Origin of the sequence: Streptacidiphilus jeojiense (assembly GCF_000719095.1) — a bacterium.
GTDB lineage: Bacteria > Actinomycetota > Actinomycetes > Streptomycetales > Streptomycetaceae > Streptacidiphilus > Streptacidiphilus jeojiensis.
In genome coordinates this window covers 1-21,009 of sequence record NZ_JOEH01000048.1, presented here as the reverse complement: position 1 = coordinate 21,009, position 21,009 = coordinate 1, and the positions used below count along the sequence as shown (strand labels likewise).

At 72.5% G+C, this 21,009-nt stretch carries 18 protein-coding genes; 10 read left to right on the top strand and 8 right to left on the bottom strand.

Annotation, left to right across the window (positions count from 1 at the left end; translation table 11 throughout):
• Positions 1–63 precede the first annotated feature (63 nt).
• Positions 64–561 (bottom strand): MarR family winged helix-turn-helix transcriptional regulator, encoded by a 498-nt coding sequence (locus IF29_RS0138875; RefSeq protein ID WP_030266365.1) that lies wholly within the window; start codon positions 559–561, stop codon positions 64–66.
• 99 nt (positions 562–660) lie between these two features.
• Between IF29_RS0138875 and IF29_RS0138870 the strand changes: the two genes are divergently transcribed.
• Entirely contained in the window at positions 661–1,074 is a 414-nt protein-coding gene (locus IF29_RS0138870; protein ID WP_030266362.1) for an organic hydroperoxide resistance protein, read from the top strand.
• An 88-nt stretch (positions 1,075–1,162) separates the two neighbouring features.
• Here the strand turns inward: IF29_RS0138870 and IF29_RS0138865 are convergent, their stop codons facing one another.
• Positions 1,163–1,639 (bottom strand): MarR family winged helix-turn-helix transcriptional regulator, encoded by a 477-nt coding sequence (locus IF29_RS0138865; RefSeq protein WP_051726612.1) that lies wholly within the window; start codon positions 1,637–1,639, stop codon positions 1,163–1,165.
• Positions 1,640–1,724: 85 nt separating this feature from the next.
• On the opposite strand from IF29_RS0138865, the gene IF29_RS44200 reads away from it, so the two are divergent.
• Together IF29_RS44200 and IF29_RS0138855 are read left to right on the top strand one after the other, a co-directional pair.
• Positions 1,725–2,174 (top strand): hypothetical protein, encoded by a 450-nt coding sequence (locus IF29_RS44200; RefSeq protein ID WP_051726611.1) that lies wholly within the window; start codon positions 1,725–1,727, stop codon positions 2,172–2,174.
• Positions 2,171–3,781: a multicopper oxidase family protein gene (locus IF29_RS0138855; protein WP_030266354.1), complete on the top strand. Its 1,611-nt coding sequence runs from the start codon at positions 2,171–2,173 to the stop codon at positions 3,779–3,781. The genes IF29_RS44200 and IF29_RS0138855 overlap by 4 nt, the downstream gene beginning before the upstream one ends.
• Here the strand turns inward: IF29_RS0138855 and IF29_RS0138850 are convergent.
• Positions 3,768–5,201 (bottom strand): pyridoxal phosphate-dependent decarboxylase family protein, encoded by a 1,434-nt coding sequence (locus tag IF29_RS0138850; RefSeq protein ID WP_051726610.1) that lies wholly within the window; start codon positions 5,199–5,201, stop codon positions 3,768–3,770. The two genes, IF29_RS0138855 and IF29_RS0138850, sit on opposite strands and share 14 nt — an antisense overlap.
• Before the next feature lie 206 nt (positions 5,202–5,407).
• Between IF29_RS0138850 and IF29_RS0138845 the strand changes: the two genes are divergently transcribed.
• The 4 genes from IF29_RS0138845 (at position 5,408) to IF29_RS0138830 (ending at position 12,806) form a co-directional block, all read left to right on the top strand.
• Positions 5,408–7,285, top strand: a complete 1,878-nt coding sequence (locus IF29_RS0138845; RefSeq protein WP_051726609.1) for an HSP90 family protein — start codon at positions 5,408–5,410, stop codon at positions 7,283–7,285.
• Complete coding sequence (locus IF29_RS0138840; protein WP_051726608.1) at positions 7,282–10,359, top strand: hypothetical protein; 3,078 nt, start codon at positions 7,282–7,284, stop codon at positions 10,357–10,359. The genes IF29_RS0138845 and IF29_RS0138840 overlap by 4 nt, the downstream gene beginning before the upstream one ends.
• 90 nt (positions 10,360–10,449) lie before the next feature.
• Positions 10,450–11,391: a hypothetical protein gene (locus IF29_RS44195; RefSeq protein WP_051726607.1), complete on the top strand. Its 942-nt coding sequence runs from the start codon at positions 10,450–10,452 to the stop codon at positions 11,389–11,391.
• Between the two features lie 431 nt (positions 11,392–11,822).
• Entirely contained in the window at positions 11,823–12,806 is a 984-nt protein-coding gene (locus tag IF29_RS0138830) for a phospholipase D-like domain-containing protein (protein WP_030266338.1), read from the top strand.
• 139 nt (positions 12,807–12,945) lie between these two features.
• Here the strand turns inward: IF29_RS0138830 and IF29_RS0138825 are convergent, their stop codons facing one another.
• Entirely contained in the window at positions 12,946–13,428 is a 483-nt protein-coding gene (locus IF29_RS0138825; RefSeq protein ID WP_030266337.1) for a hypothetical protein, read from the bottom strand.
• Between the two features lie 213 nt (positions 13,429–13,641).
• Between IF29_RS0138825 and lnt the strand changes: the two genes are divergently transcribed.
• The 3 genes from lnt (at position 13,642) to glmS (ending at position 17,515) form a co-directional block, all read left to right on the top strand.
• On the top strand, positions 13,642–15,192 hold the full coding sequence (gene lnt / locus IF29_RS0138820; protein WP_084715504.1) for an apolipoprotein N-acyltransferase: 1,551 nt from the start codon (positions 13,642–13,644) through the stop codon (positions 15,190–15,192).
• A 100-nt stretch (positions 15,193–15,292) separates the two neighbouring features.
• Entirely contained in the window at positions 15,293–15,580 is a 288-nt protein-coding gene (locus tag IF29_RS0138815) for a hypothetical protein (RefSeq protein ID WP_051726606.1), read from the top strand.
• Positions 15,581–15,688: 108 nt separating this feature from the next.
• Positions 15,689–17,515, top strand: coding sequence for a glutamine--fructose-6-phosphate transaminase (isomerizing) (gene glmS, locus IF29_RS0138810; protein WP_030266331.1), 1,827 nt, complete (start codon positions 15,689–15,691; stop codon positions 17,513–17,515).
• Here the strand turns inward: glmS and IF29_RS0138805 are convergent.
• From IF29_RS0138805 to IF29_RS0138790, 4 genes are all read right to left on the bottom strand, one after another.
• A complete protein-coding gene (locus IF29_RS0138805; RefSeq protein ID WP_030266327.1) occupies positions 17,502–18,872 on the bottom strand; it encodes a GNAT family N-acetyltransferase in 1,371 nt (456 codons plus the stop codon). The two genes, glmS and IF29_RS0138805, sit on opposite strands and share 14 nt — an antisense overlap.
• 63 nt (positions 18,873–18,935) lie before the next feature.
• Complete coding sequence (locus tag IF29_RS0138800) at positions 18,936–19,322, bottom strand: ArsR/SmtB family transcription factor (protein ID WP_037598382.1); 387 nt, start codon at positions 19,320–19,322, stop codon at positions 18,936–18,938.
• Positions 19,319–19,690: a hypothetical protein gene (locus tag IF29_RS0138795; protein WP_030266322.1), complete on the bottom strand. Its 372-nt coding sequence runs from the start codon at positions 19,688–19,690 to the stop codon at positions 19,319–19,321. The genes IF29_RS0138800 and IF29_RS0138795 overlap by 4 nt, the downstream gene beginning before the upstream one ends.
• Positions 19,691–19,804: 114 nt before the next feature.
• Positions 19,805–20,602: an SGNH/GDSL hydrolase family protein gene (locus IF29_RS0138790; RefSeq protein WP_030266319.1), complete on the bottom strand. Its 798-nt coding sequence runs from the start codon at positions 20,600–20,602 to the stop codon at positions 19,805–19,807.
• Positions 20,603–21,009 lie beyond the last annotated feature (407 nt).

Genomic DNA, 21,009 nt, shown 5'->3' with positions numbered 1-21,009 from the left:
TGGATCAAGCACAGCCGGATCGGGTGCGTGCCCAGTCTGGCACGGCTCGGCGGCCGGGTTTGATCAATTGTCGGCGACCGGGGTCCCGGGATCGACGGCCCCGCCGGTGACGGCGTCCAGCCGGTCGGTGAGGCGCTGCAGCATTCCCTGCAGGACCTGGAGCTCGGCCGGATCCAGGCCGAGGCTCGCGGCGCAGGCACGCAGGGCCCGCTGGGAGTCCGTCGACCGGGTGGCGCCCTTGGCGGTGAGCTTGACGTCCACCGAGCGCTCGTCCTGCGCGCTGCGGGTGCGCTGCACCAGGCCGGCCGTCTCCAGCCGCTTCAGCAGCGGGGACAGGGTGCCTGAGTCCAGCCGCAGCAGCTCGCCGATGCGCTTCACCGGGAGCTCGCCGTGCTCGGTCAGCGCCAGCAGGACCAGGTACTGGGGATAGGTGATCTGCTGCTCGCGGAGGGCGTCACGGTAGAGGCTGCCGAACGCGCGGGAGGCGGTCTGCAGGGCGAAGCAGACATGGTGCTCCAGGCGGAGCAGGTCTTCGGCGGTTGCGGTCGGCTGCGTGGGCATGTCTCAAGGGTACTACTTAGTTGTGCACAATTGAATTGTGTGTGATGCTTATGGGGCAGGGAACGGGAACCTCCGAGCGCAACCCATGAGGAGACATCGATGGACGCCATCTACACCGCCGCAGCCACCGCCAACGGACGCGAGGGCCGTGCCGTGAGCTCCGACGGGCAGCTCGACCTCACCCTGGCGATGCCGCCCGCGCTGGGTGGCGACGGCAAGGGCACCAACCCGGAGCAGCTCTTCGCGGCCGGCTACGCCGCCTGTTTCGCCAGTGCGCTCGGTCTGGTCGGCCGTCAGGCCAAGGTCGACACCAGCGAGGCGTCGGTCACCGCCGAGGTCAGCATCGGCAGCAACGGCGAGGGCGGGTTCGGCCTGGCCGTGGTGCTGCGGGTGGAGCTCCCCGAGGCGCTGCAGGGCGAGACCGGCAAGAGCCTGGTCGAGCAGGCGCACCAGGTCTGCCCCTACTCCAACGCGACCCGCGGCAACATCCCGGTGGAGCTGGTGGTCGAGTAGTCGCTGCCGCACCACCCACCGCACTGCATCGTCAGGCGGCCACCGCGCACGTGCGGTGGCCGCCTGACTGCGTGTCGGTGCCCTGTCGTTAGGACAGGTCGTCGGGTGAGCGTTCCTCGGCGTCTGCGAAGCGGCGCAGCAGGTGGAGGAGTTGGGCGCGCTCGTCCGGTTGCAGGCAGGTCAGCAGGTTGTCGTTGGCCGCCTCGGCGCGGCTGCGGACCTCGGCCAGTACCGCCAGCCCGGCCTCGGTGGGCTGGATCGCGTGGGCCCGGCGGTCGGTGGGGTGCGGTCGGCGCACCGCCAGTCCGCGTGCCTCCAACTCGTCGATGTTGCGCACCATCGTGGACTTGTCGCTGCCCAGCAGGGCGATCAGGTCGCGCTGGGTCACCGGCTCGTCCCGGGCCAGCTGCAGCAGGACCCCCGCGTGGCGGTTGTCGATGCCCAGGGGTTGGAGCTGTCGGCTGAACTCCCTGGCGGCCCGGCGGTGCGCACGGCGTAGCAGCAGGCCGACGACGTCGGTCCCGGAGGGCTGCTCCTCGGTGTCGGGGTGGGAGTTGGCGTCCATGGAGCGCGAGTATATGCTCCGACTGAGATAGTTCCACATGGGACATTCTCAAGAGGGACTTAACTCGGTGCGGGGGAGGAAGGCTGTGGAGAAGAGCAGGCCGGGGGTGCGCCTGACGGCGCTGCGGGTGCTCAGGGGGACGGTGGTACTGGCCGGGTTGCTGGCCTTCGGGCAGCCGGTGCTCGCGGGCGGGTTCCTGCAGGGGCACTACCCGCTGCTGCAGGCGCACGAGGTCGCCGCGATGATCCTGGCGGCGGTGGTGCTGGTGTCGCTGGTGGTCGCGCTGCTGGCGTGGCGTCCGGGCGGTGCACCGGGTGCGCTGGCCCGGGACCAGCTGATCACCCTGGTCGTCGTCGCGGTGCAGATGATGCTGGGCTTCAGCCGCGAACTGATCATCCATGTCCCGCTCGGGGTCGGGGTGTTGATCCTGGTGCTGAAGAACGCCGAGCGGGTCTGGAAGCTGCCGCTGCGGGCCCCGGCCGCCGGCGCCACCGAGCCGTCCGAGCAGGCTTCGACGGCGGGGGTGGACGCGTGAGCCGGCCCGCGCTGAGCCGGCGCCGCTTCCTCGGCATCGGCGGCGGCGTGGTCCTGGGTGCCGGCGCGATCGCGGCCGGGGCGCCGTACCTGGGCGGGCTGCTGACGCAGGGGCAGCCCGGGCTGCTGCTGCGCAGCGGGGTTCCGCTGCCGCGCCCCTACCAGGTGCGGCTGCCGCGTCCGCAGGTCCTCGCCCCGGTCCGCAGCGACGCCACCGCCGACCACTACGAGATCACCCAGCGGCCCGCGCTGCTGCGGATCCTTCCGGGGCTGGACACCGAGGCCTGGACCTACCAGGGCAGCTTCCCCGGCCCCACGCTGGTGTCCCGGTCCGGGCGCCGCACCGTGGTGACCCACCGCAACCAGCTGCCGCACCCCACCGTGGTGCACCTGCACGGCGGCCACACCCCGGCCGACAGCGACGGCTATCCGACCCAGCTGGTCCACCCGGCGGGCGGAGCGGCGACCCCGGGGATGGCCGGAATGCCGGGGATGGACGGCATGACCGGCATGACCGGCACGATCGGTGCGGCCGCGATGGACAGCGGCGACGGCGGAACGCAGCGCACGTACACCTATCCGCTGGAGCAGCGGGCCGCCACGCTCTGGTACCACGACCACCGGATGGGTTTCACCGGGCCCAACGTCTGGCGCGGCCTGGCCGGGTTCCATCTGGTCACCGATGACGAGGAGGCGGCGCTCCCGCTGCCGCGCGGCGAGCGGGACCTGCCGCTGCTGATCTGCGACCGCTCCTTCGCGGCCGACGGCTCGTTCGCCTACCCGTCGCTGGACGCCGCGCAGACCCGGCCCGGGGTCGCCACCCGCTACATGGACGGGGTGCTCGGCGACACCGTGCTGGTGAACGGCGCGCCCTGGCCGGTGCTGGACACCGACCGGGCCCGCTACCGGCTGCGGATCCTCAACGCGTCCAACGCCCGCCGCTACCGGCTCGCACTGGACCCGCAGCCGCCGGGCGGCGGCGGGCTGGTGCAGATCGGCAGCGACGGCGGGCTGCTGGCGGCGCCGGTCGCGCACGACAGCATCGACGTCGCCCCGGCCGAGCGCTTCGACGTGGTCGTCGACTTCTCCCGCTACCCGGCCGGGACCAGGCTCCGGCTGGTCAACCGGCTGGGCAGCGGCGGCACCGCCGAGGTGATGCGGTTCGACCTGGGCGGCCGCACGGTCGCCGACGACTCCCGGATCCCGGCGCGACTCTCCACGATCGCGGCGCCGGACCCGTCGAAGGCGGTGGCCACCCGCTCCTTCCTGTTCCAGAAGTCGGCCGGCGGCTGGACCGTCAACGGCGAGGAGTTCCGCCCGGGGCGCTCGCTGGCCGCGCCGCGGCTCGGCACCACCGAGGTCTGGCGCTTCGTCAGCGACTTCCACCACCCGGTCCACCTGCACCTCAACCACTTCCAGGTGGTGTCGCGCAACGGCGGCGCCCCGGGCCCCTTCGACGGCGGCTGGAAGGACACCGTGGACGTGCAGCCCGCCGAGGCGGTCGAGATCGCGGTGCGGTTCGAGGACTACCCGGGCCGCTTCATGCTGCACTGCCACAACCTGGAGCACGAGGACATGGCGATGATGGCCGACTTCACGACGCGCTGAGCCCGGCCAGCAGGTCCGCGCCGGCCGCGCGGACCTCCTGGACCAGCACTGCCAGGTCCGCCTCGGTCACGGCCGGGTTGATCAGGCAGGCGCGGACCGCCTCGTGCCCGTTCAGCAGGGTGCCGGTGACGAAGGTGCGCCCGCGCCGCTGCACCTCCACCGACAGTGCGCTGTTGACCTGCTCCAGCAGTTCGTCCGACACCCCGTCAGGGGCGAAGCGGAAGGCGGCGATGGAGCTCTCCACCGGGGCCATCAGCTGCAGTTCGGGCTCGGCGGCCACCAGCTCGCCCAGGCGGCGGGCCATCGCCGTGCAGTGCGCGACGTCGCTGGCGATGCCCTCGCGTCCGGAGGCGGCGATGGTGGCCCAGACCTTGAGCGAGCGGAACGGGCGGGTCTGCTCGATGCCGTACTCGGAGAACCAGCCCAGGCCGCCGGCGTTCTCGTCCCTGAGGTAGGAGGGGACCAGGCTGAAGGTGCCGCGCAGCTCCACCGGGTCGCGCACCAGCACGCAGCCGCAGTCGACCGGGACGCCCAGCCACTTGTGCGGGTCCAGGGCCAGCGAGTCGGCGCGGTCCAGGCCGGTGTAGCGGTCGGCGATCACCGGGTCCAGCAGGCCGAAGGCCCCGTAGGCGCCGTCGACGTGCAGCCACAGGCCCTCCTCGGCGCAGACGTCGGCGATGGCCGCCAGGTCGTCCACCGCGCCGGTGTTGACGGTCCCGGCGGAGGCGACGGCGAGGAAGGGGTGCAGCCCGGCCGCGCGGTCGGCCTTGACCCGCAGCCGCAGGGCCGCGGGGTCCAGGTGCCCGGCCGGGTCGGTGGGGACGGTGCGCAGGCTGCGGCTGCCCAGGCCCAGCAGTTCGACGGCCTTGCGGACGCAGGAGTGGGTCTCCGCGCTGACGTAGCCGACCAGCTGCGGCAGCGCCGCCAGCCCCTCCTCGCGGACGTCCACGCCCAGCTGCCGGGCGGCCCGGCTGCGGGCGGTGCCCAGCGCCACGATGGTCGCCATGGACGCGCCGGAGGTCAGCAGTCCGGCCCCGGGCAGGTGCGGGAACCCGGCCAGCTCGGCGATCCAGCGCACCACCGTGCGCTCCAGGTGGACGTCGGCGTGGTCGCCGCCGGCCGAGCTGGGGTTCATCGCGGCGGCGGCCATCGTCGCCAGCACCCCGGCCGGGGCCGGGGCGGCGTTCACCCAGCCGAAGAACCGGGGGTGCCCGTTGCCCATCGGGTAGGGGAGCACATCGGCGCCGATGTCAGCGACCAGCTCGGGCAGACCCCGTCCGCGCTGCGGCAGCGGCAGGGTCAGCAGCCGCTCGCGGGCGGCCGGGTCCATCTCCTGCCAGACCGGTCCCTCGGGGAGTCCGCCCAGGTAGTCGGCCAGCAGGTCCACCGCGGCGTGACCTGCGGTACGGAAGTCGTTCATGCCGACGATCGTACGGGGAGGCGGTCCGGCTTCGATTGTCGGACCCTCGTGGCAGGGTCTGCACCAGGACCGGGGAGGCAAGATCGGCGGCTGCTGAAATCCCTGGTCCGCGGTCAGAGCGCCGCCCTACCATGGGGCGTCATTCCGCCTGTGCGGCCCACCGGTCGCCACCACCCGCGCGGCCACGCCCGTGCACCCCTTACTCCATGACACCTGAAGCTCCCCCTGCCGCCCCGGGCGGCGCCGAACCGTCCGCCCACACCTTCCAGGTCGACCTGCGCGGCCTGGTCGACCTGCTCTCGCACCACCTCTACTCCAGCCCGCGGGTGTACGTCCGCGAGCTGCTGCAGAACGCCGTCGACGCGATCACCGCCCGGCGCCTGGACGACGCGGCCGCTCCGGCCGTGGTCCGGCTCCACGCGAGCCCCGGAGAACTGCGGATCGAGGACAGCGGCATCGGCCTGACCGGCGCCGATGTGCACTCCCTGCTGGCCACCATCGGACGCAGCTCCAAGCGCGACGGGCTGGAGACGGCGCGGCGCGAGTTCCTCGGACAGTTCGGCATCGGACTGCTGGCCTGCTTCGTGGTGGCCCAGGAGATCCGGGTGGTCACCCGCTCGGCGCGGTTCCCCGAGCAGCCGCCGGTGGAGTGGGCGGCGCGCGATGACGGCTCCTACACCGTCAGGGAGCTCGCGCAGGACGCGCGCACCGAGCCCGGCACCACCGTGCACCTGACCGCGCGCCCCGGCGCGGGGGAGTGGCTCGCGCCCGCGCGGGTGCTGGAGCTGGCCCGCGACTTCGGCTCGCTGCTGCCCTACGACGTGGCGGTGGTCGGCCCGGACGGGGTCGAGCAGCCGGTCACCGACCTGCCCCCGGTCTGGGCACGCTCCTACCCGACCCCGGCCGCGCGCAGGATCGCCCTGGCCGGGCACTGCGCCTCACTGCTCGGCTTCGAGCCGCTGGACGTCATCGACCTCGACGTTCCGCTGGCCGGGATCGGCGGCGTCGGCTACGTGTTGCCGGCCGCGGCCAGCCCCGCGCAGCGCGGCGGCCACCGGGTCTCGCTCAAGGGCATGCTGCTCACCGACCGGGCCGAGGGACTGCTGCCGGACTGGGCCTTCTTCGTCCGCTGCGTGCTGGACACCGACACGCTTCGGCCCACCGCCTCCCGCGAGAGCCTGTACGAGGACGAGACCCTGGCCGCCGTCCGCGAGGCGCTGGGCGTCAAGGTCCGCGACTGGCTCGGTACGCTCGCCGCCGGCGATCCCGATCGGCTGGCCCGCTTCCTGGCGGTGCATCAGCTCGGAGTGAAGTCCCTGGCCCGGCACGATCCGGAGATGCTGAGGCTGATGCTGCCCTGGCTCACGGTGGAGACAAGCGACGGCAGGACCGCGCTGGACCGCTTCGCCCGCGACCACGGCACCGTCCACATCGCCGCCACCGTGGAGGAGTTCCGCCAGATCGCCCCGATCGCCGCGGCCCAGGGCATCGGCGTCGTCAACGGCGGCTACACCTACGACGCCGACCTGGTCGCCCTGCTGCCGCAGGTGCTGCCCGGCACGGTGGTCGCCGACCTGGACGCGGGCACTGTGACGGCGAGTCTGGACCCGGTCGACCCGGCCGTCGAGCTCTCGCTCGCCTCCTTCCTCGCCACCGCCCGGACCAGGCTGGACCCGCTCGGCTGCGACGTCGCCCTGCGCACCTTCCAGCCGGTCGGCGTCCCGGCGCTGCACCTGGACGACCGCGAGGCCCGGCACGAGCGCGCCCGCGCCGAGACCGAGGAGAGCGCCGACGCCCTGTGGGCGGGCATCCTCGGCGCCCTGCGCGGCAGTGCACCGCGCGCCCGGCTGGTGCTCAACCACCACAACCCGCTGGTCCAGCGGATCGCGGCGATAGCCGACCAGGAACTGGCCGGCACCGCCGTCGAGGCGCTCTACGGGCAGGCGCTGCTGCTGTCCCGCCGACCGCTCAGCGCCGCCGACTCGGCGCTGCTGAACCGCTCGTTCCTGGGACTCCTGGACTGGGCCACGCACCACACCACCACTGGCACCACTGGCGACACCACCGAGGGGGAGGGCCGATGACGGGCGGGGAGACGCCGGGCGGCGAGATGGCGGGTCAGGGCGACGAGGAGGCGCGCATCCGCGCCGCGCTGTGGGAGAACCACCGGGCGCCCAACGGCGCGCAGCGCAATGCGCGCGGCGAGGAGCTGGTCGCCGCGGCCGAGGCCACCGGGGACGCCGCGCTGCTCCTGGACACCCTGTCGCACCTGATCACCGCGTACGAGTACAGCGCCGAGCGCAGCAAGATGTTCGTGCCCTTCGCGCGGATGCTGCGGATGTGGGACGAGGACCCTGCGGTCTTCAACGACCAGTCGACCTACGAGCTGTTCTGGCGGTTCAAGTGGGTCACCTCCAGCATGCTGGATTACCCGGAGATCCCGCTGTCCTCCATCGAGGACTGGCTGGTGGAGATGGAGCGCCGCTACCGGATCGCCGGCTACAACGCCCGCACCGTCCGGGTCCAGGACTTCTACGTCGCCAGGCACCTCGGTGACCTGCCGCGGGCCGAGGCGGCCTATGCCGACTGGCTCGCCGGGGAACGCGACCGGATGAGCGACTGCCACGCCTGCGAGGCCTGCAACCAGGGCTGCTGGGAGGTCCGTCAGGGCCGGGACGAGGTCGCCCTGGACCGCTGGGCCGAGGTCCTGGCCGGGCGGCTGACCTGCGCCGAGGAGCCGCACCGGGTGCTCGCGTACTCCCTGCTGCCGCTGCTGCGGCTGGGCCGGGTGGACGAGGCCAGGACCAACCACCTGCGCGGCTACCGGATGGCGCGGGGCAACGAGAGCCTGCTGCCCTCGGTCGGGCGCCACATCGAGTTCTGCGCGCTGACCGGCAACGAGGCCCGCGGCCTGGAGATCCTGGCCGAGCACGCCCAGCACCTCACCGGGGCCGGGAACCCGGACAGCGTCCTGTCGTTCGCGGAGGCCGCGCTGGTGCTGCTGGACCGGCTCCTGGTGCTCGGGCTGGCCGAACAGCAGGTGGTGGGGCCGGCCGTCGCCGGTGGCAGCGGCGGCGGTGGCGGCAGTGACTGGACGGTCGCATCGCTGCGTGAACACGTCGAGACGCTGCGGGTCGGCCTGGTGCAGCGTTTCGACCGCCGCAACGGTACCGACGCGGTCTCCCGCGAGAGCGCGGAGCGGATCGCCGTGCAGCCGCTGCTGGAGCGGATGCCGCTGGGGCTGAGCGCGGTGCTGCCCGGCGCCGCCCGCCCGGCCGTGCCGGCACCGCTGCCGACGCCGGCGGCCGGTTTCGACGAGCAGCTCGCCGAGGCCCGCCGACTGCGCGACCTCGGCCACCCGGCCTCCCGCCAGGCCTGGCTCGCCGTCGAGGTGGCGCTCCGGGACGGGGCGGGGTCGGGCGACGGGGCGGGGCCGGGGGAGCAGACGGGCGCGGGGGACCGTGAGCCGGAGCCGCTGCTGCGCGCCGAGCTCGCCGCCCAGCGCGGCATCCGCCACGGCAGGCAGGACAGCGCGGCCGCCCGGGACGCCTTCGAGGCGGCGGTTGCCGCCTACCTGGAGGCGGGCCGGCCGGGGGACGCCGCCGTCAACCAGGGACGTGCCGCCGTCGCGCTGGCGCTGGCCGCCGACCGGAGCGACGGCGACGGTGATCTCGACCGGGCCCGGGCTCTGGCGGACAGCGCCGTGGCCGCGGCCCGGGCCGCCGTCGCCGACGGTTCGGCCAACTCCCGGCACCTGGCGTCGGCGCTGCTCAACCGGGCGAAGGTGCACACCGTCGAGGCGCTGGAAGGCCACGCCGAGTCCGCCCGGACCCCGGCGCACGCGGCGCTCGACGAGACGGTCGCGCTCGCAGCCGACGAGCAGGTTCGGGCCGCGCTGGACGAGGCCGAGGCCACCCGGATGGTCTGCGTGCTCGCCGACGCGCGGCACAACCGTGCCGCGCTTTTCGGGGACCGTCCGGAAGCCGCTGCGGCGGAACTGCGCGCGGCCGCCGACGGCTACCTCTCCGTCGACCGGCCCTGGAACGCCGCCGAACCCCTGGTCCCGCTGGCCAGGATCCAGGCCCAGACCGGAGACCTGACCACGGCCGAGGCCACCGCGGTCGAAGGGCTTGCCCACGGCGGCGACCTGCTCGACGTCGAGGAGGCCGGCCTGCTGCACCTGCTCCTCGCCGACCTGCTCGGGCACCGGGAGGCGTATGAGGAGGCGGTCCGGCACGCGCTGGAGGCCACCCGCAGGCTGGACGAGGCGGGGCTGTCCGCCGGCCCCGGCGCCGGGGCGCGCTACCGGCTCGCGCGCTCCTACCAGGCGCTCGGGCGGCATGTGGAGGCCGCGGAAGTCCTCCAGGCCGCCCTTCCGGACCTGCTCGCGCACGGCGACCAGGCAGCCGTGACGGCCCGTCAGACCCTGGCGGAATCGCTGACCGAGCTGCGCGAGCACGCCGCCGCGGCGGAGCAGTACGCGCTGGCCGCACCGATCGTGGAGGGCTGGGGCGAGCCCTTCCCGATGGCCCAGATAGCCTCGCGGGCCGCGGAGGCGCTCAGCGCCGCCGGGCGTGCCGAGGAGGCCGAGGCCGCCTACGTCCGGGCCCAGGCACTGTGGCAGCAGGCGGGGATCGCCGGCATGGTGGTGCGGACCCTGCGGGCGCGCGCCTGGCTGACGTTCCGTCATGGTCGTACTGCCGAGCAGGGCCGGGCCCTGATGCTGGAGGCCGAGCAGACCGCGCGGCAGGCCCTGGCCGAACCCGACCTCGATCCGGAGCGCGCCGAGGAGCTGCGGCGCGAGCACGCCGACACCTGGCGCCAGCTCGGCGGCCTGCTGCGCGATGTCGCCGAGGACGACGGCTGGGACGGCCACGAGCTGGACACCGACCAGCAGACCGCCCTGTTCGCGGAGGCCTGGGAGTCCTTCCGTCGCGCCGCGGACGCCTTCGCCGACTGCGGCGAGTCCGCCCTGGGCCAGCACGCGCAGGCCCTGCTCGACGCCGCCGCGATACGCATCGGCCAGGGCGAGCACGAGTCCGCGGCGGTCGAGGCCGAGGCGGTCCGGACGCTCGCCAAGGAGCACCCGGGGGTACTGGACCCGGTGGCCCAGCGGGCCGAGGCGATGCTGTCCTGGCTGGAACGTCAGGAGGGCTGAACCGGGCCGGGCGCGCGGTGCTGCGGAACCGGGCGAGGTACCGCTGATGTCCTCCGCAGGGTCGGGTGGCCTCGGGGTGGGGGAGGGCGGATGTTCCGTCGCAGATGTCCGGTCGGTGAGGACGAACGCGTCTGGATCGAGGAGTCCTTGCACTGGCTGACCGGCCAGTTCGGTGAGGAGGTGCTGCGGCGCGAGGTACTGCTGCCGCAGGACACCCGCTTCCCCCGTCCCTACCGGGGCGGCGGCGCCGAGGTCGAGCAGGTGGTGCGACTGCTGTTCGCCCACCTCGGGGTGGACCGCGCGGCGGTGTCGGTCGAGGTCGAGGAGGAGGACCCGGGGGAGCGCGAACTGCTCGCGAACCTGCCTTCGGCGGCATGGCGCTCCCAGGGGGCCGCAGGCCACTACCAGCGGTCGGCGGACGGCTCGCCGATGATCACCCTCACCGGCGAGCTCAGCTCCGACCCGGTCGCCCTCGTCGCCGTCCTGGCCCACGAGCTCGGCCACCACCGGCTGCTCGGCGAGCACCGCATCCCGGCTGCGCGGCGTGACGGCGAACCCCTCACCGACCTGCTGACCGTGTTCTTCGGCACAGGTCACTTCAACGCCAACGTCGCCCACCGCTTCAGCCAGCACGCCGGAGGCTGGCAGCGCCGCAGGCTCGGCTACCTCACCCAACCCATGTTCGGCTACGCCCTCGCCCGCTATGCCTGGCTCCGCGGCGAGACCGAGACCGAACCCGCGTGGGTCCGCCTGCTCGACACCAACCCGCGCGGTGTGCGGCAGCTGCGGGTGGCTTACGTGGCGGGTTCGTTGCCGCCCTCCGCCGTCCGTGGCTTGTTGCTGTTGCTCGCTGCGCTCGCGGGCCAACAGCAGGGAGGGGGCTGCTTGGCCGGTCGCCGTAGGCCCGTGACGGGGGCGTGCGGGGCGGACGGGGGGCGTGCGGTGGGTCGAGTTGTCGGAACTGGGGTCACTTCTCGTACATCGGGTCACTCGTCGTACGGAGATGTCGGACATATCCGGGCATCCGTGTAGATCAAGTGACCCAGTGTCCGAAGAATGACCCAACGTGTAGAGGGCACCTACCTGGCGAATCGTTTCTCCAGCCGCACCGCCGACCGCCCCGCCGCCCGGCAATGGCGAGACCCCGCACCCCTCCCCGTCCTTGTCGCCGCGAGCGGAGCGAGTAACAGCAACAAGCCACGGGCGTGCCACTCGGCAATGGTGGCGCCATGTAAGCCACTCGCAGTTGCCGCCAACGACCCACTACGCCGCTCGCGATGGCGCCGTCCCGGCCTGTGATTTCGCTGTGATTCCAGAACGTACACAAACGGAGGGACGCGCGTAGACAAAAGGACATGACAAGTTAACCGGACGCCTCTTCCCTCAGTTCTACGCGCGTGGTTTTCTGGTTGGCGCGCCAGTCCGCCGGGGCTGACGAACCCTCAAGTGTCCAGGGAGACACGATGATCCGGACCACCCTGCGCCGCGCCGGAACCATCCTCGCGGCCTGCGCGGCAGCGCTGGGTACCGCCCTGCCGGCCCACGCCGCGAGCAACTACACGGCGTTCGCCTTCTCGCTCACCAGCACCGAGCCGACGATCTACAACTTCATCAACTCGGCCACCAGCACGCTCGACATGACGATGTACGAGCTCAGTGACACCACCGCGGTGGCCGACCTGGTGGCCCGCGAGAAGGCCGGGGTGACCGTGCGGGTCATCCTGGACCGTCAGCAGACCTCCACCAACGCCTCGGCGTACTCCACCCTCAAGGCGGCCGGCGTCGGCGTCGTCTACTCGTCCTCGTCCTACGTCTACACCCACCAGAAGACCATCACGGTCGACGGCACCGAGTCGCTGATCCTCACCGGCAACCTGACCTCGAAGTACTACACGACCAGCCGTGACTACGGTGTCTTCGACACCGACAGCACGGATGTCGCGGCGATCGAGAAGGTCTTCAACGCGGACTACGCCCACACCGCGATCACCCCGAGCGACGGCGACGACCTCACCTGGTCGCCCACCGACTCGCAGACCCGGCTGCTGAGCGTGATCAACGGTGCGACCAAGACCCTGGACGTCGAGGAGGAGGAGTTCAGCGACACCGCCGTGGTCAACGCCATCGTGGCCCGGGCCAAGGCCGGGGTGACGGTGCGGGTGGTGCTGGAGTACCCGTCGGACTACTCCTCGGAGGTGTCCGCGGTGAAGGCGGCCGGCGGCACCGTGCGCGGCTACTCCTCCAGCACCGGTTACTACATCCACGCCAAGGCGATCGTCGCCGACTACGGCCTGTCCACCGCGAAGGTGGAGGTCGGCTCCATGAACATCACCAGCAACTCGCTCAGCAACAACCGTGAGCTCGGGATCATCCTCACCGACACCGGTGTGGAGGGCGTCGTCGAGACCGCCTTCGCCTCCGACTACTCCGGCGGCGCTGCGGCCTGAGGCCGGATCAGGAGGCCGGATCAGGTGGTCGTGCGGGACCACCGAGGGCAGCCCGGGGTGCGCTGGCGCGTCCGGGCTGCCCTTTCCGTTGTCGGCGGCCTGCTCGGCGCACTCCGCCTGCTCGGCGCGCCCCGCCCGCTCAGCCCCGGGGTTCGGGGAGGGCGATGGCGTCGGACGGCGGGCCGGGCTTGGGGCGGCGGGGCTCGCGGTCGCCGGCGGAGGGCGGGTTGCGGCGCGGTCCCTCACCCCGGCCGCCGGTGCGGTGAAGGCGGTCGGCGAGGTAGCGCATCGGGGCGCTCAGGGCGATGACCACCGAGTGGTGGGTGACCACCCAGAGGAACTGCCGGGGGCCGTCCATGCGTCCGCCGTACTCGATCAGGGCCACGCGCCGCCAACGGGTCGGCGTGTTGGCCCGCTGCAGCGGGTAGGCGATGAACGGCCACAGCGGCAGCAGGGCCACGACGGCGAGGTTGACCGTCAGCGCGCGGACCGGGTGCCGGCGCCGGCGCGGGGCGCGGTAGTGGCTGCGTCGGGCCAGGTCGTTGATGTCATGGTGCGCCCGTGGCCTGCGGCGCCGTGCCTGACGCAGTGAGATGTGCAGCGGCCGTGGAAGTGACGGCATATCAGCCTCCCTGTCTCCAGGGTGCCCCAGCGCTGCGCCGATCGGAAGCGGTTCCCGTGTTCGAGGTGCTGATCAGGGGGAATGCGTCGAGACTGGGAGTGGTGACTGAGGAGAGGGATGCAGGTGCACAGTGTTGCGGGGAGGGGGGCCGACGGTGACCGGGCCGGGAGGCGGGCCGAGGGGGACCGGGACGGGCGGGGCGGCCAGGCCGTGATGACGAAGGCCGAGGCCGACGCCGGTCCCGCCGCGGAACCGGGGCGGCTGCGCCGGCTGGGCCGCCGTTCGCGGATGCCGCTGCTCGCGGCCGGGACCGGGGCGCTGCCGGTGCTGGTCTTCCCCACCGTCGGCTGGTGGTGGTTCGCCTATGTCTGCCTGGTGCCGCTGATGCTGGTGCTGCGCACGGCCCCGACCCGGCGCCGGGCGATGGTGCTGGGCTGGTGGGGCGGGGTGGGCTTCCTGGTCGGTGTGATGAGCTGGCTGATCCCCACCCTGAGCGTGGCCATCCTGGTGCTGGCCGGGCTGCTCGGGCTGTTCTGGGCGCCCTGGGGCTGGCTGGTGTGGCGGCTGCTGCGCGGCAGCCCGGACGCGGGGCGGGCGGCTGCGGCGGTGGTCCTGGTCCCGTGCGGCTGGCTGGCCATCGAGACGATCCGCTCCTGGCAGTACCTCGGCGGCCCGTGGGGGCTGCTGGGCGCGAGCCAGTACCAGCAGCACGCCGCGCTGGTGCTGGCCTCGGTCGGCGGGGTGTGGCTGGACAGCCTGTTCATCGTGGTGGTGAACACCGCCGTGGTGGTGCTGATCGCGGCCTGGGGCCGCTCCGCCGTGGCCTACGGCACCCTGCTGGCGCTGGGCGGCTGCACCCTGGCCGCGCTGGCCTGGGCCCCGCAACCGCGGCTGACCGGGGCGACGGCCACCGTCGCCGTGGTGCAGCCCGGTGGCACGGTGGACCTGGACGACCGCACCGAGGCCGGCGAGGAGCTGACCCGCACCCTCATCGGCACCAGTCCCGACCTGGTGGTCTGGGGCGAGAGCAGCCTCGGCTACGACCTGGGGGACCGGCCGGACCTGACCGCCCAGCTGGGCGCACTGTCCGCCCAGGTCGGGGCGGACCTGCTGGTCAATGTGGACGCGCCGCGGCCCGAGGGGGGCATCTACAAGAGCTCGGTGCTGATCGGCCCGCAGGGGCTGACCGGGCAGCGCTACGACAAGATCCGCCTGGTGCCCTTCGGCGAGTACATCCCGATGCGCCCGGCCCTGGGCTGGATCGCCTCGCTGTCCAAGGCCGCCGCCGTCGACCGGCGCCGGGGCACCGAGCCGGTGATCATGAGCGTGCCCGAGCCGGGCGGCGGGACGCTGAAGATCGGACCGCTGGTGTGCTTCGAGTCGGCGTTCCCCGACATGAGCCGGGCGCTGGTGAACCGGGGCGCGCAGCTGGTGGTGGTGCAGTCGTCCACTTCGACCTTCCAGGACACTGCGGCGCCCGAGCAGCACGCCTCGCTGGCGGCGTTCCGGGCCGCCGAGACCGGCCGTCCGGTGGTGCAGGCGACGCTCACCGGGGTCAGCACCGCCTACGACCCGTTCGGCCGCCAGGTCGGCCGGGCCCTGGGCACCGACGACCGGGGGACGTTCCAGTACCGTATGCCGCTGGCCACCGGCTCCACCCTGTACGTCCGCTGGGGCAACTGGGTACCGGCCGGGTGCTGCCTGCTGCTGGTGGCCGCGGCGGCCGGCTGGGTCCTGCTGGAGCGGCGGAACCGGCTGGTCTGACAGCGGAGGGACAGGAAAGCGCACCCGTACGTGCGAGATCCTGCCCGATTTCGGGCAGGATTCTTGGTTTCGACGGTGGGGATGCGTAGGGTCACTCCTTGTGTCCAGTCCTGCCCGGTCCGCCGCGTCCGTACCCGACGATCTGCTCGACCACCTGGCCCGCACCACGGCCCTCGGGCCGAACGAGGCGGCGCGGGTGGTCGCCGACGTGCTCGCCTACTTCGCCGAGAGCGTCGAGGAGTACGTGCGCCGCCGGCACGGCGAGCTGCAGGCGCGCGGGCTGACCAACGACCGGATCTTCGAGCGGATCGGCGCGGAGCTGCCGCACCGGCGGGTGCGCGCGCCCGAGCTGTCCACCAGGCAGCTGCGCCGCCTCGTCTACGGCTGAGCGCCTCGTCCGTCCGCCCCTCACCCTCGCACCCTCACCCTCGCACCCTCACCCTCGCACCCTCACGCTGAACGAACTCTGAACGAGCTCTGAACGAAGGAGTCCTGTATGTGCGGAATCGTCGCCTACATCGGTCCCAGGGACGCTGCGCCCATCCTGCTGGAGGGTCTCCAGCGCCTCGAGTACCGGGGGTACGACTCCGCCGGGGTGGCCGTCGCCGCCAAGGGCGGGCTGAAGGTCCGCAAGAGCAAGGGCCGGGTCGGCGAGCTGGCCGCGCTGGTCCCCGCCCGCTTCACCGGCAAGGCCGGGATCGGCCACACCCGCTGGGCCACCCACGGCGAGCCCAGTGACGCCAACTCGCACCCGCACCTGGACGGCGCCGAGCGCATCGCCGTGGTCCACAACGGGATCATCGAGAACGCCGACGAGCTGCGCGCCAAGCTGATCGCCGACGGCTGCGTCTTCACCTCGGAGACCGACACCGAGGTGCTGGCGCACCTGATCGCCGGCCTGGCCACCGAGGGCGTCGAGCTGGAGGACGCCGTGCGGGCCGCCCTCAAGCGCGTCGTGGGCACCTACGGCATCGCCGTGCTGGACGCCGAGCAGCCCGACCGGATCGTGGTGGCCCGCAACGGCAGCCCGATCGTGCTGGGCATCGGCGAGAAGGAGATGTTCGCCGCCTCCGACGTCTCCGCGCTGGTCCGCTACACCCGCCAGGTGGTGCACCTGGACGACGGCGAGCTGGCCACGGTGCGCGCCGACGGCTTCAACACCTTCACCCAGGAGGACGCCCGGGCCACCGCCAAGCAGCCCTCCACGGTGGACTGGGAGGAGTCCTCCTACGACACCGGCGGCCACGCCCACTTCCTGCTCAAGGAGATCCACGAGCAGCCCACCTCGGTCGAGCGCACCCTCAGCGGCCGGGTCGACGAGCGCTTCTCCACCGCGCACCTGGGCGGCCTCAACATGGACGCCCGCGAGGCGCGCGCCTTCACCCGGGTGAAGATCCTCGGCTGCGGCTCCGCCTACTACTCCGGCGAGCTGGGCGCCCAGCTGATCGAGGAGCTGGCCCGGATCCCGGCCCACGCCGAGCCCGCCTCCGAGTTCCGCTACCGCAACCCGGTGATCGAGGCGGACACCCTCTACATCGCGGTCAGCCAGTCCGGCGAGACCTACGACACCCTGGCCGCCGTGCAGGAGATCAAGCGCAAGGGCGGACGGGTCCTCGGTGTGGTCAACACCGTTGGCAGCGCCATCGCCCGGGAGTGCGACGGCGGGATGTACCTGCACGCCGGGCCGGAGATCTCGGTCGCCTCCACCAAGGCGTTCACCTCCACCTCCATCGCCTTCGCGCTGATCGCGCTGCACCTGGGCCGGGTCCGCGACCTGTCCCCGGCCGACGGGCGGCGGATCTGCGCCGGCCTGAAGGCGATCCCGGACCAGATCCGGGAGATCCTGGCGCAGGAGAAGGAGATCGCCGAGCTGGCCGGCAAGTACGCGGACCACCCCGGGATGATGTTCGTCGGCCGGGTGCGCGGCTGGCCGGTGGCCCGCGAGGGGGCGCAGAAGCTCAAGGAGGTCTCCTACGTCCACGCCGAGGCCTACCCGGCGAGCGAGCTGAAGCACGGCCCGCTGGCGCTGATCGGCCCTGACCTGCCGACCGTCGCGGTGGTGCCGGACGACGAGCTGCTGGAGAAGAACCTCACCACCCTCGGCGAGATCCGGGCCCGGCGCGGCCCGGTGCTGATGGTCGGTCACACCCGCCCGGACCCCAAGCTCGCCGAGGACGCCATCCTGGTGCCCAGGAACGAGCCCGAGCTGGACCCGATCCTGCTCGGCATCCCGCTCCAGCTGTTCGCCTACTACGCGGCGGTGGCGCTGGAGCGGGACGTCGACAAGCCGAGGAACCTGGCGAAGAGCGTCACCGTCGAGTAGCCGGCCGAGTAGCCGGTGCCTCAACGCTCTCGTGGGCGAGGTGGGCGGTGATCACCAGGGTGCCGTCCTCGACCTGGTAGTCCAGCGGGACGCCGAGTCGGCGCAGGGTCGCGATCATGCCGCTGTTGGAGGCGGTGGTGACCGCGTAGACCTCGTCGATCCCGGCGTCCCGCGCCAGTTCCACCAGTCGGCGCACCAGCTCGCTGCCGAGGCCCCGGCGCTGCCGGGCGTCCTCGACCAGGACGGCGATCTCGGCGCTGTCGTCGTCCCACATCAGGTGGGCGAGGGCGGCCAGGCTGCCGTCCGGGGCCTCCGCGGTGAGGGTCTGACCGTAGCGGGGCTCCAGCAGGTGGCCCAGGTAGCGGTCGCTGTCGGCGACCGGGCCGTGGTAGCGCCGGCGCAGGGTGGCGCTGCTGCAGCGCTCGTGCAGGGCCACCGCGGCGGCCCGGTCCGACGGGTCGGCCCGACGCACCGTCAACTCCTCGGCCGGGGCGCCGCCGCCGTCGATCTCGATCACCGAGCGGGTGTCCGGGACCCGCGGGCCGAGCTGCGCGTCCAGCTCGATCAGGGCCCGGGCCCGGGCGAACTCGGTGGGGGTGAACGGCGGTTCGTCCCGGGTGACCAGCAGGATGCCGCCGGAGGGGTCGCGCAGCCGCATGGTGCTGCCGTCCAGCTCGTCCTCGTCGATCCCGCCCGGCTGCGAGCGGATGCTGCAGCGGCCGAACAACTGGCGCAGCGCCAGCGGCAGTTCGGCGGCGTCCAGGGCGGTCCTGGTGGCCAGGTTGAGGATCCTGGTGGGCACGTCCACCAGGTCGTGGGTGTCGGCGCGCTCCAGCCAGACCTCGGTGCCGCCGGCCGCGACCACGGCCCGGGTGATGTCCTGCGCGGCGGTCTGCGGATGCGCCTGCACCACGAACTCGTCGACGGTCTCCTCGGCGAGCGGGTGCGCCTGCATGGAGATGATGTTGACGGGCAGGTCGGCCAGCGCCCTGCACAGCCCGGCCAGGCTGCCCGGGGCGTCCGGGACGGTGGTGCGGATCCGCCACAGCGGCGACTGCGGCGAGTGCGCCGGGAGCGACACCGCCTCGGTCGCCGCGGCCGAGACGATGTCGCCGGGGGCGGGCCCCGGTGGGGAGTCCGGATGGCGGTGCTTCCACCAGCTGTGCCAGGCGGCTGTCGCCAGCAGCGCCAGTGCGGAGGCCACCAGCAGCACCGGACCGTCATGGCCGTGCACGACGACATTGGCGATCAGGTCGGCGATGGCGACCGCCATGAAGACGGCGGACAGCTCGACGGTGTCGCGGCGCCAGTGGTGTCGGTTGGTGCGCCGTTGGTCACGGTTCGTCAATTCAGCCATGCAGGCATCCTGTCGAACCGGTGTTTCGCGGTCACAAACGGATCATGACCAGAACGTTAAGAGTCATTGATTCAATTTTGTAAGGCTTTGTCCGAAATGCGGTTCGGGTGCGGAGCTGGTGTCGGACTCGCGGAGCTGTTCCAGGAGCCCCTGCCGGTCGGCGAGCAGGACGGTGAGGATCCGCCGGGCGCACCGCAGCAGTTCCGCCACATCGCCACCGGCCAGTGCGTACACCACAGTTGGACCCTCCCGGGTGGACACCACGATGCCGGCGCGGCGCAGCTGCGCGAGCTGCTGGGAGAGGTTGGAGGGTTCGACGCCGATGTCCGCGAGGAGCTCGCGCACCGGCCTGGGTCCGTCCTGGAGCAGTTCCAGTACCCGGATCCGGACCGGGTGCCCGAGCATCCGGAAGAACTCGGCCTTGACCTGGTAGAGCGGGGGCTGGGTCACAGGTCGAGCCCGGCCTCGACCTGGTTCAGCTGGCGGCGGGCGAGGGCGAGGTTGGCCCGCTTGCGGTCCAGCACCAGGTAGAGGAAGTGCCCTTTGCCGCTGCGCGAGGTCAGCGGACGGATCACGTGGTACTGGCTGGTGAGGGTGGTCAGGATGTCCTCGATGCCACCGCTCAGGTTGAGCATCTCCATGACCCGGAGCTTGGCGCGGACCACATCGGTGTTGCCCGCGGCGGCGACGGCCAGGTCGAAGTCCTTGCCGCCGCCCATGGTGCCCAGCGCCATGCCGCTGTTCACGTCGACGAGGGCGGCGCCCAGCGCGCCCTCGATCATCATTGCTTCCTTGAGTGCGATGTCGATGTCTGCCATGGCGATGACGCTAGGTGCATGACTGACTACGGCACTGATGAATTGCAGAAGACCGCAACTCGCGGGGCCGTGAGGTGTACCTTGCCCGGCCGGGCCCGGCCGGGGTCCCTGGGGTCAGGCCGGGTAGCGCTCCAGGGTGGGGCGCTTGGCGAGGCGTCCGTCGCCGGAGGACTTCCCGGTCAGCCGGCGCCCGATCCAGGGCAGGACGTGGACCCGGAGCCAGCGCAGGTCGGCGCGGAGCTTGACGGCCCAGGGGATCGGCGGGGCCGGCGGCAGCGGCTCGCGCCAGTCGAAGGCCGGCGGGTAGCCGAGGGCCTGGAGGACGCCCTCGGCGACCCGGCGGTGTCCCTCGGCGGAGAAGTGGAGCCGGTCCTCGGCCCACATCCGCGCGTCGTCGAAAGCGGGGACGTGGAAGAGGTCGACCACGGTGATGTTCTCGCGCTTGCCGAGTTCGCCGACGAAGCGCTTCAGTCGCAGGGTCTGCGGCATGATCCGGGCGCTGCTGCGCATCCGCCGGCTGGGGTCGACGCTGTAGAACATCACCAGCCGGTCGGCGTCGGCGGCGAGGCGCTCGGCGAGGCCGCCGAGGGTGCGTTCGACGTGGTCCAGGTCGCAGCCGGGCCGCATCACGTCGTTGAGGCCGCCGGCGAGGGTGACCAGTTCGCCGTCGAGGGCGACGGCGGCGTCGCCCTGTTCGGCCGCAATCTGACCGATCAGTTTTCCGCGCACCGCGAGATTCGCGTAGCGAAACTCCGCACCGGGCTCGGTCGCGGCTAGTTCGGCCGCGAGGCGTTCGGCGACTCGGTCGGCCCAGCCTCGGTAATGGCCGTTCGGCAGGACGCTGTCGCACATGCCTTCGGTGAAGGAGTCACCGAGCGCGACCATGCTGCGGAAGACGGGGGTCTGGCTCATAGTTTCTGGATCCTAAGCCCTCCCCGCAGCCGCCTTGCAGTCGAGGTCAGCAGGTGTGGCGGCGGTCGTCGGGCGCGGCGCCGCGGATCTTCCGGAGGGCGTCGGCGGACCACGAACCAAGACCGCCCGGGGCGGCCCCCTGTGACGGGTGGGCAAGTACGGTCGAGAGTCGCATTACTGGTGGCATGACAACTAGTAACTCAGGTTGTTATATTCATCGAGTCTGCGGTCCTCGATGGACTGCGGGGGGATTCCGCATGCCCGTCGGGCAGTTGGGCTGCTGCTACAGCCCGGTCCGCGATACGGAGGGAGCCCTGATTCAGGGTGAGTACGAAGCCGAGCAACACCTTTGAGTGGACCGAGCTTGACCAGCGGGCGGTGGACACCGTTCGGGTTCTGGCGGCGGA

Coding starts and splice junctions, on each gene's coding strand:
- IF29_RS0138830 (WP_030266338.1), top strand. CDS start 11,823: ATGATCCGGACCACCCTGCGCCGCGCCGGAACCATCCTCGCGGCCTGC.
- lnt (WP_084715504.1), top strand. CDS start 13,642: ATGACGAAGGCCGAGGCCGACGCCGGTCCCGCCGCGGAACCGGGGCGG.
- IF29_RS0138840 (WP_051726608.1), top strand. CDS start 7,282: ATGACGGGCGGGGAGACGCCGGGCGGCGAGATGGCGGGTCAGGGCGAC.
- IF29_RS0138870 (WP_030266362.1), top strand. CDS start 661: ATGGACGCCATCTACACCGCCGCAGCCACCGCCAACGGACGCGAGGGC.
- glmS (WP_030266331.1), top strand. CDS start 15,689: ATGTGCGGAATCGTCGCCTACATCGGTCCCAGGGACGCTGCGCCCATC.
- IF29_RS0138875 (WP_030266365.1), bottom strand. CDS start 561: ATGCCCACGCAGCCGACCGCAACCGCCGAAGACCTGCTCCGCCTGGAG.
- IF29_RS0138850 (WP_051726610.1), bottom strand. CDS start 5,201: ATGAACGACTTCCGTACCGCAGGTCACGCCGCGGTGGACCTGCTGGCC.
- IF29_RS0138795 (WP_030266322.1), bottom strand. CDS start 19,690: ATGGCAGACATCGACATCGCACTCAAGGAAGCAATGATGATCGAGGGC.
- IF29_RS0138790 (WP_030266319.1), bottom strand. CDS start 20,602: ATGAGCCAGACCCCCGTCTTCCGCAGCATGGTCGCGCTCGGTGACTCC.
- IF29_RS0138805 (WP_030266327.1), bottom strand. CDS start 18,872: ATGGCTGAATTGACGAACCGTGACCAACGGCGCACCAACCGACACCAC.
- IF29_RS0138865 (WP_051726612.1), bottom strand. CDS start 1,639: ATGGACGCCAACTCCCACCCCGACACCGAGGAGCAGCCCTCCGGGACC.
- IF29_RS44195 (WP_051726607.1), top strand. CDS start 10,450: ATGTTCCGTCGCAGATGTCCGGTCGGTGAGGACGAACGCGTCTGGATC.
- IF29_RS0138825 (WP_030266337.1), bottom strand. CDS start 13,428: ATGCCGTCACTTCCACGGCCGCTGCACATCTCACTGCGTCAGGCACGG.
- IF29_RS0138845 (WP_051726609.1), top strand. CDS start 5,408: ATGACACCTGAAGCTCCCCCTGCCGCCCCGGGCGGCGCCGAACCGTCC.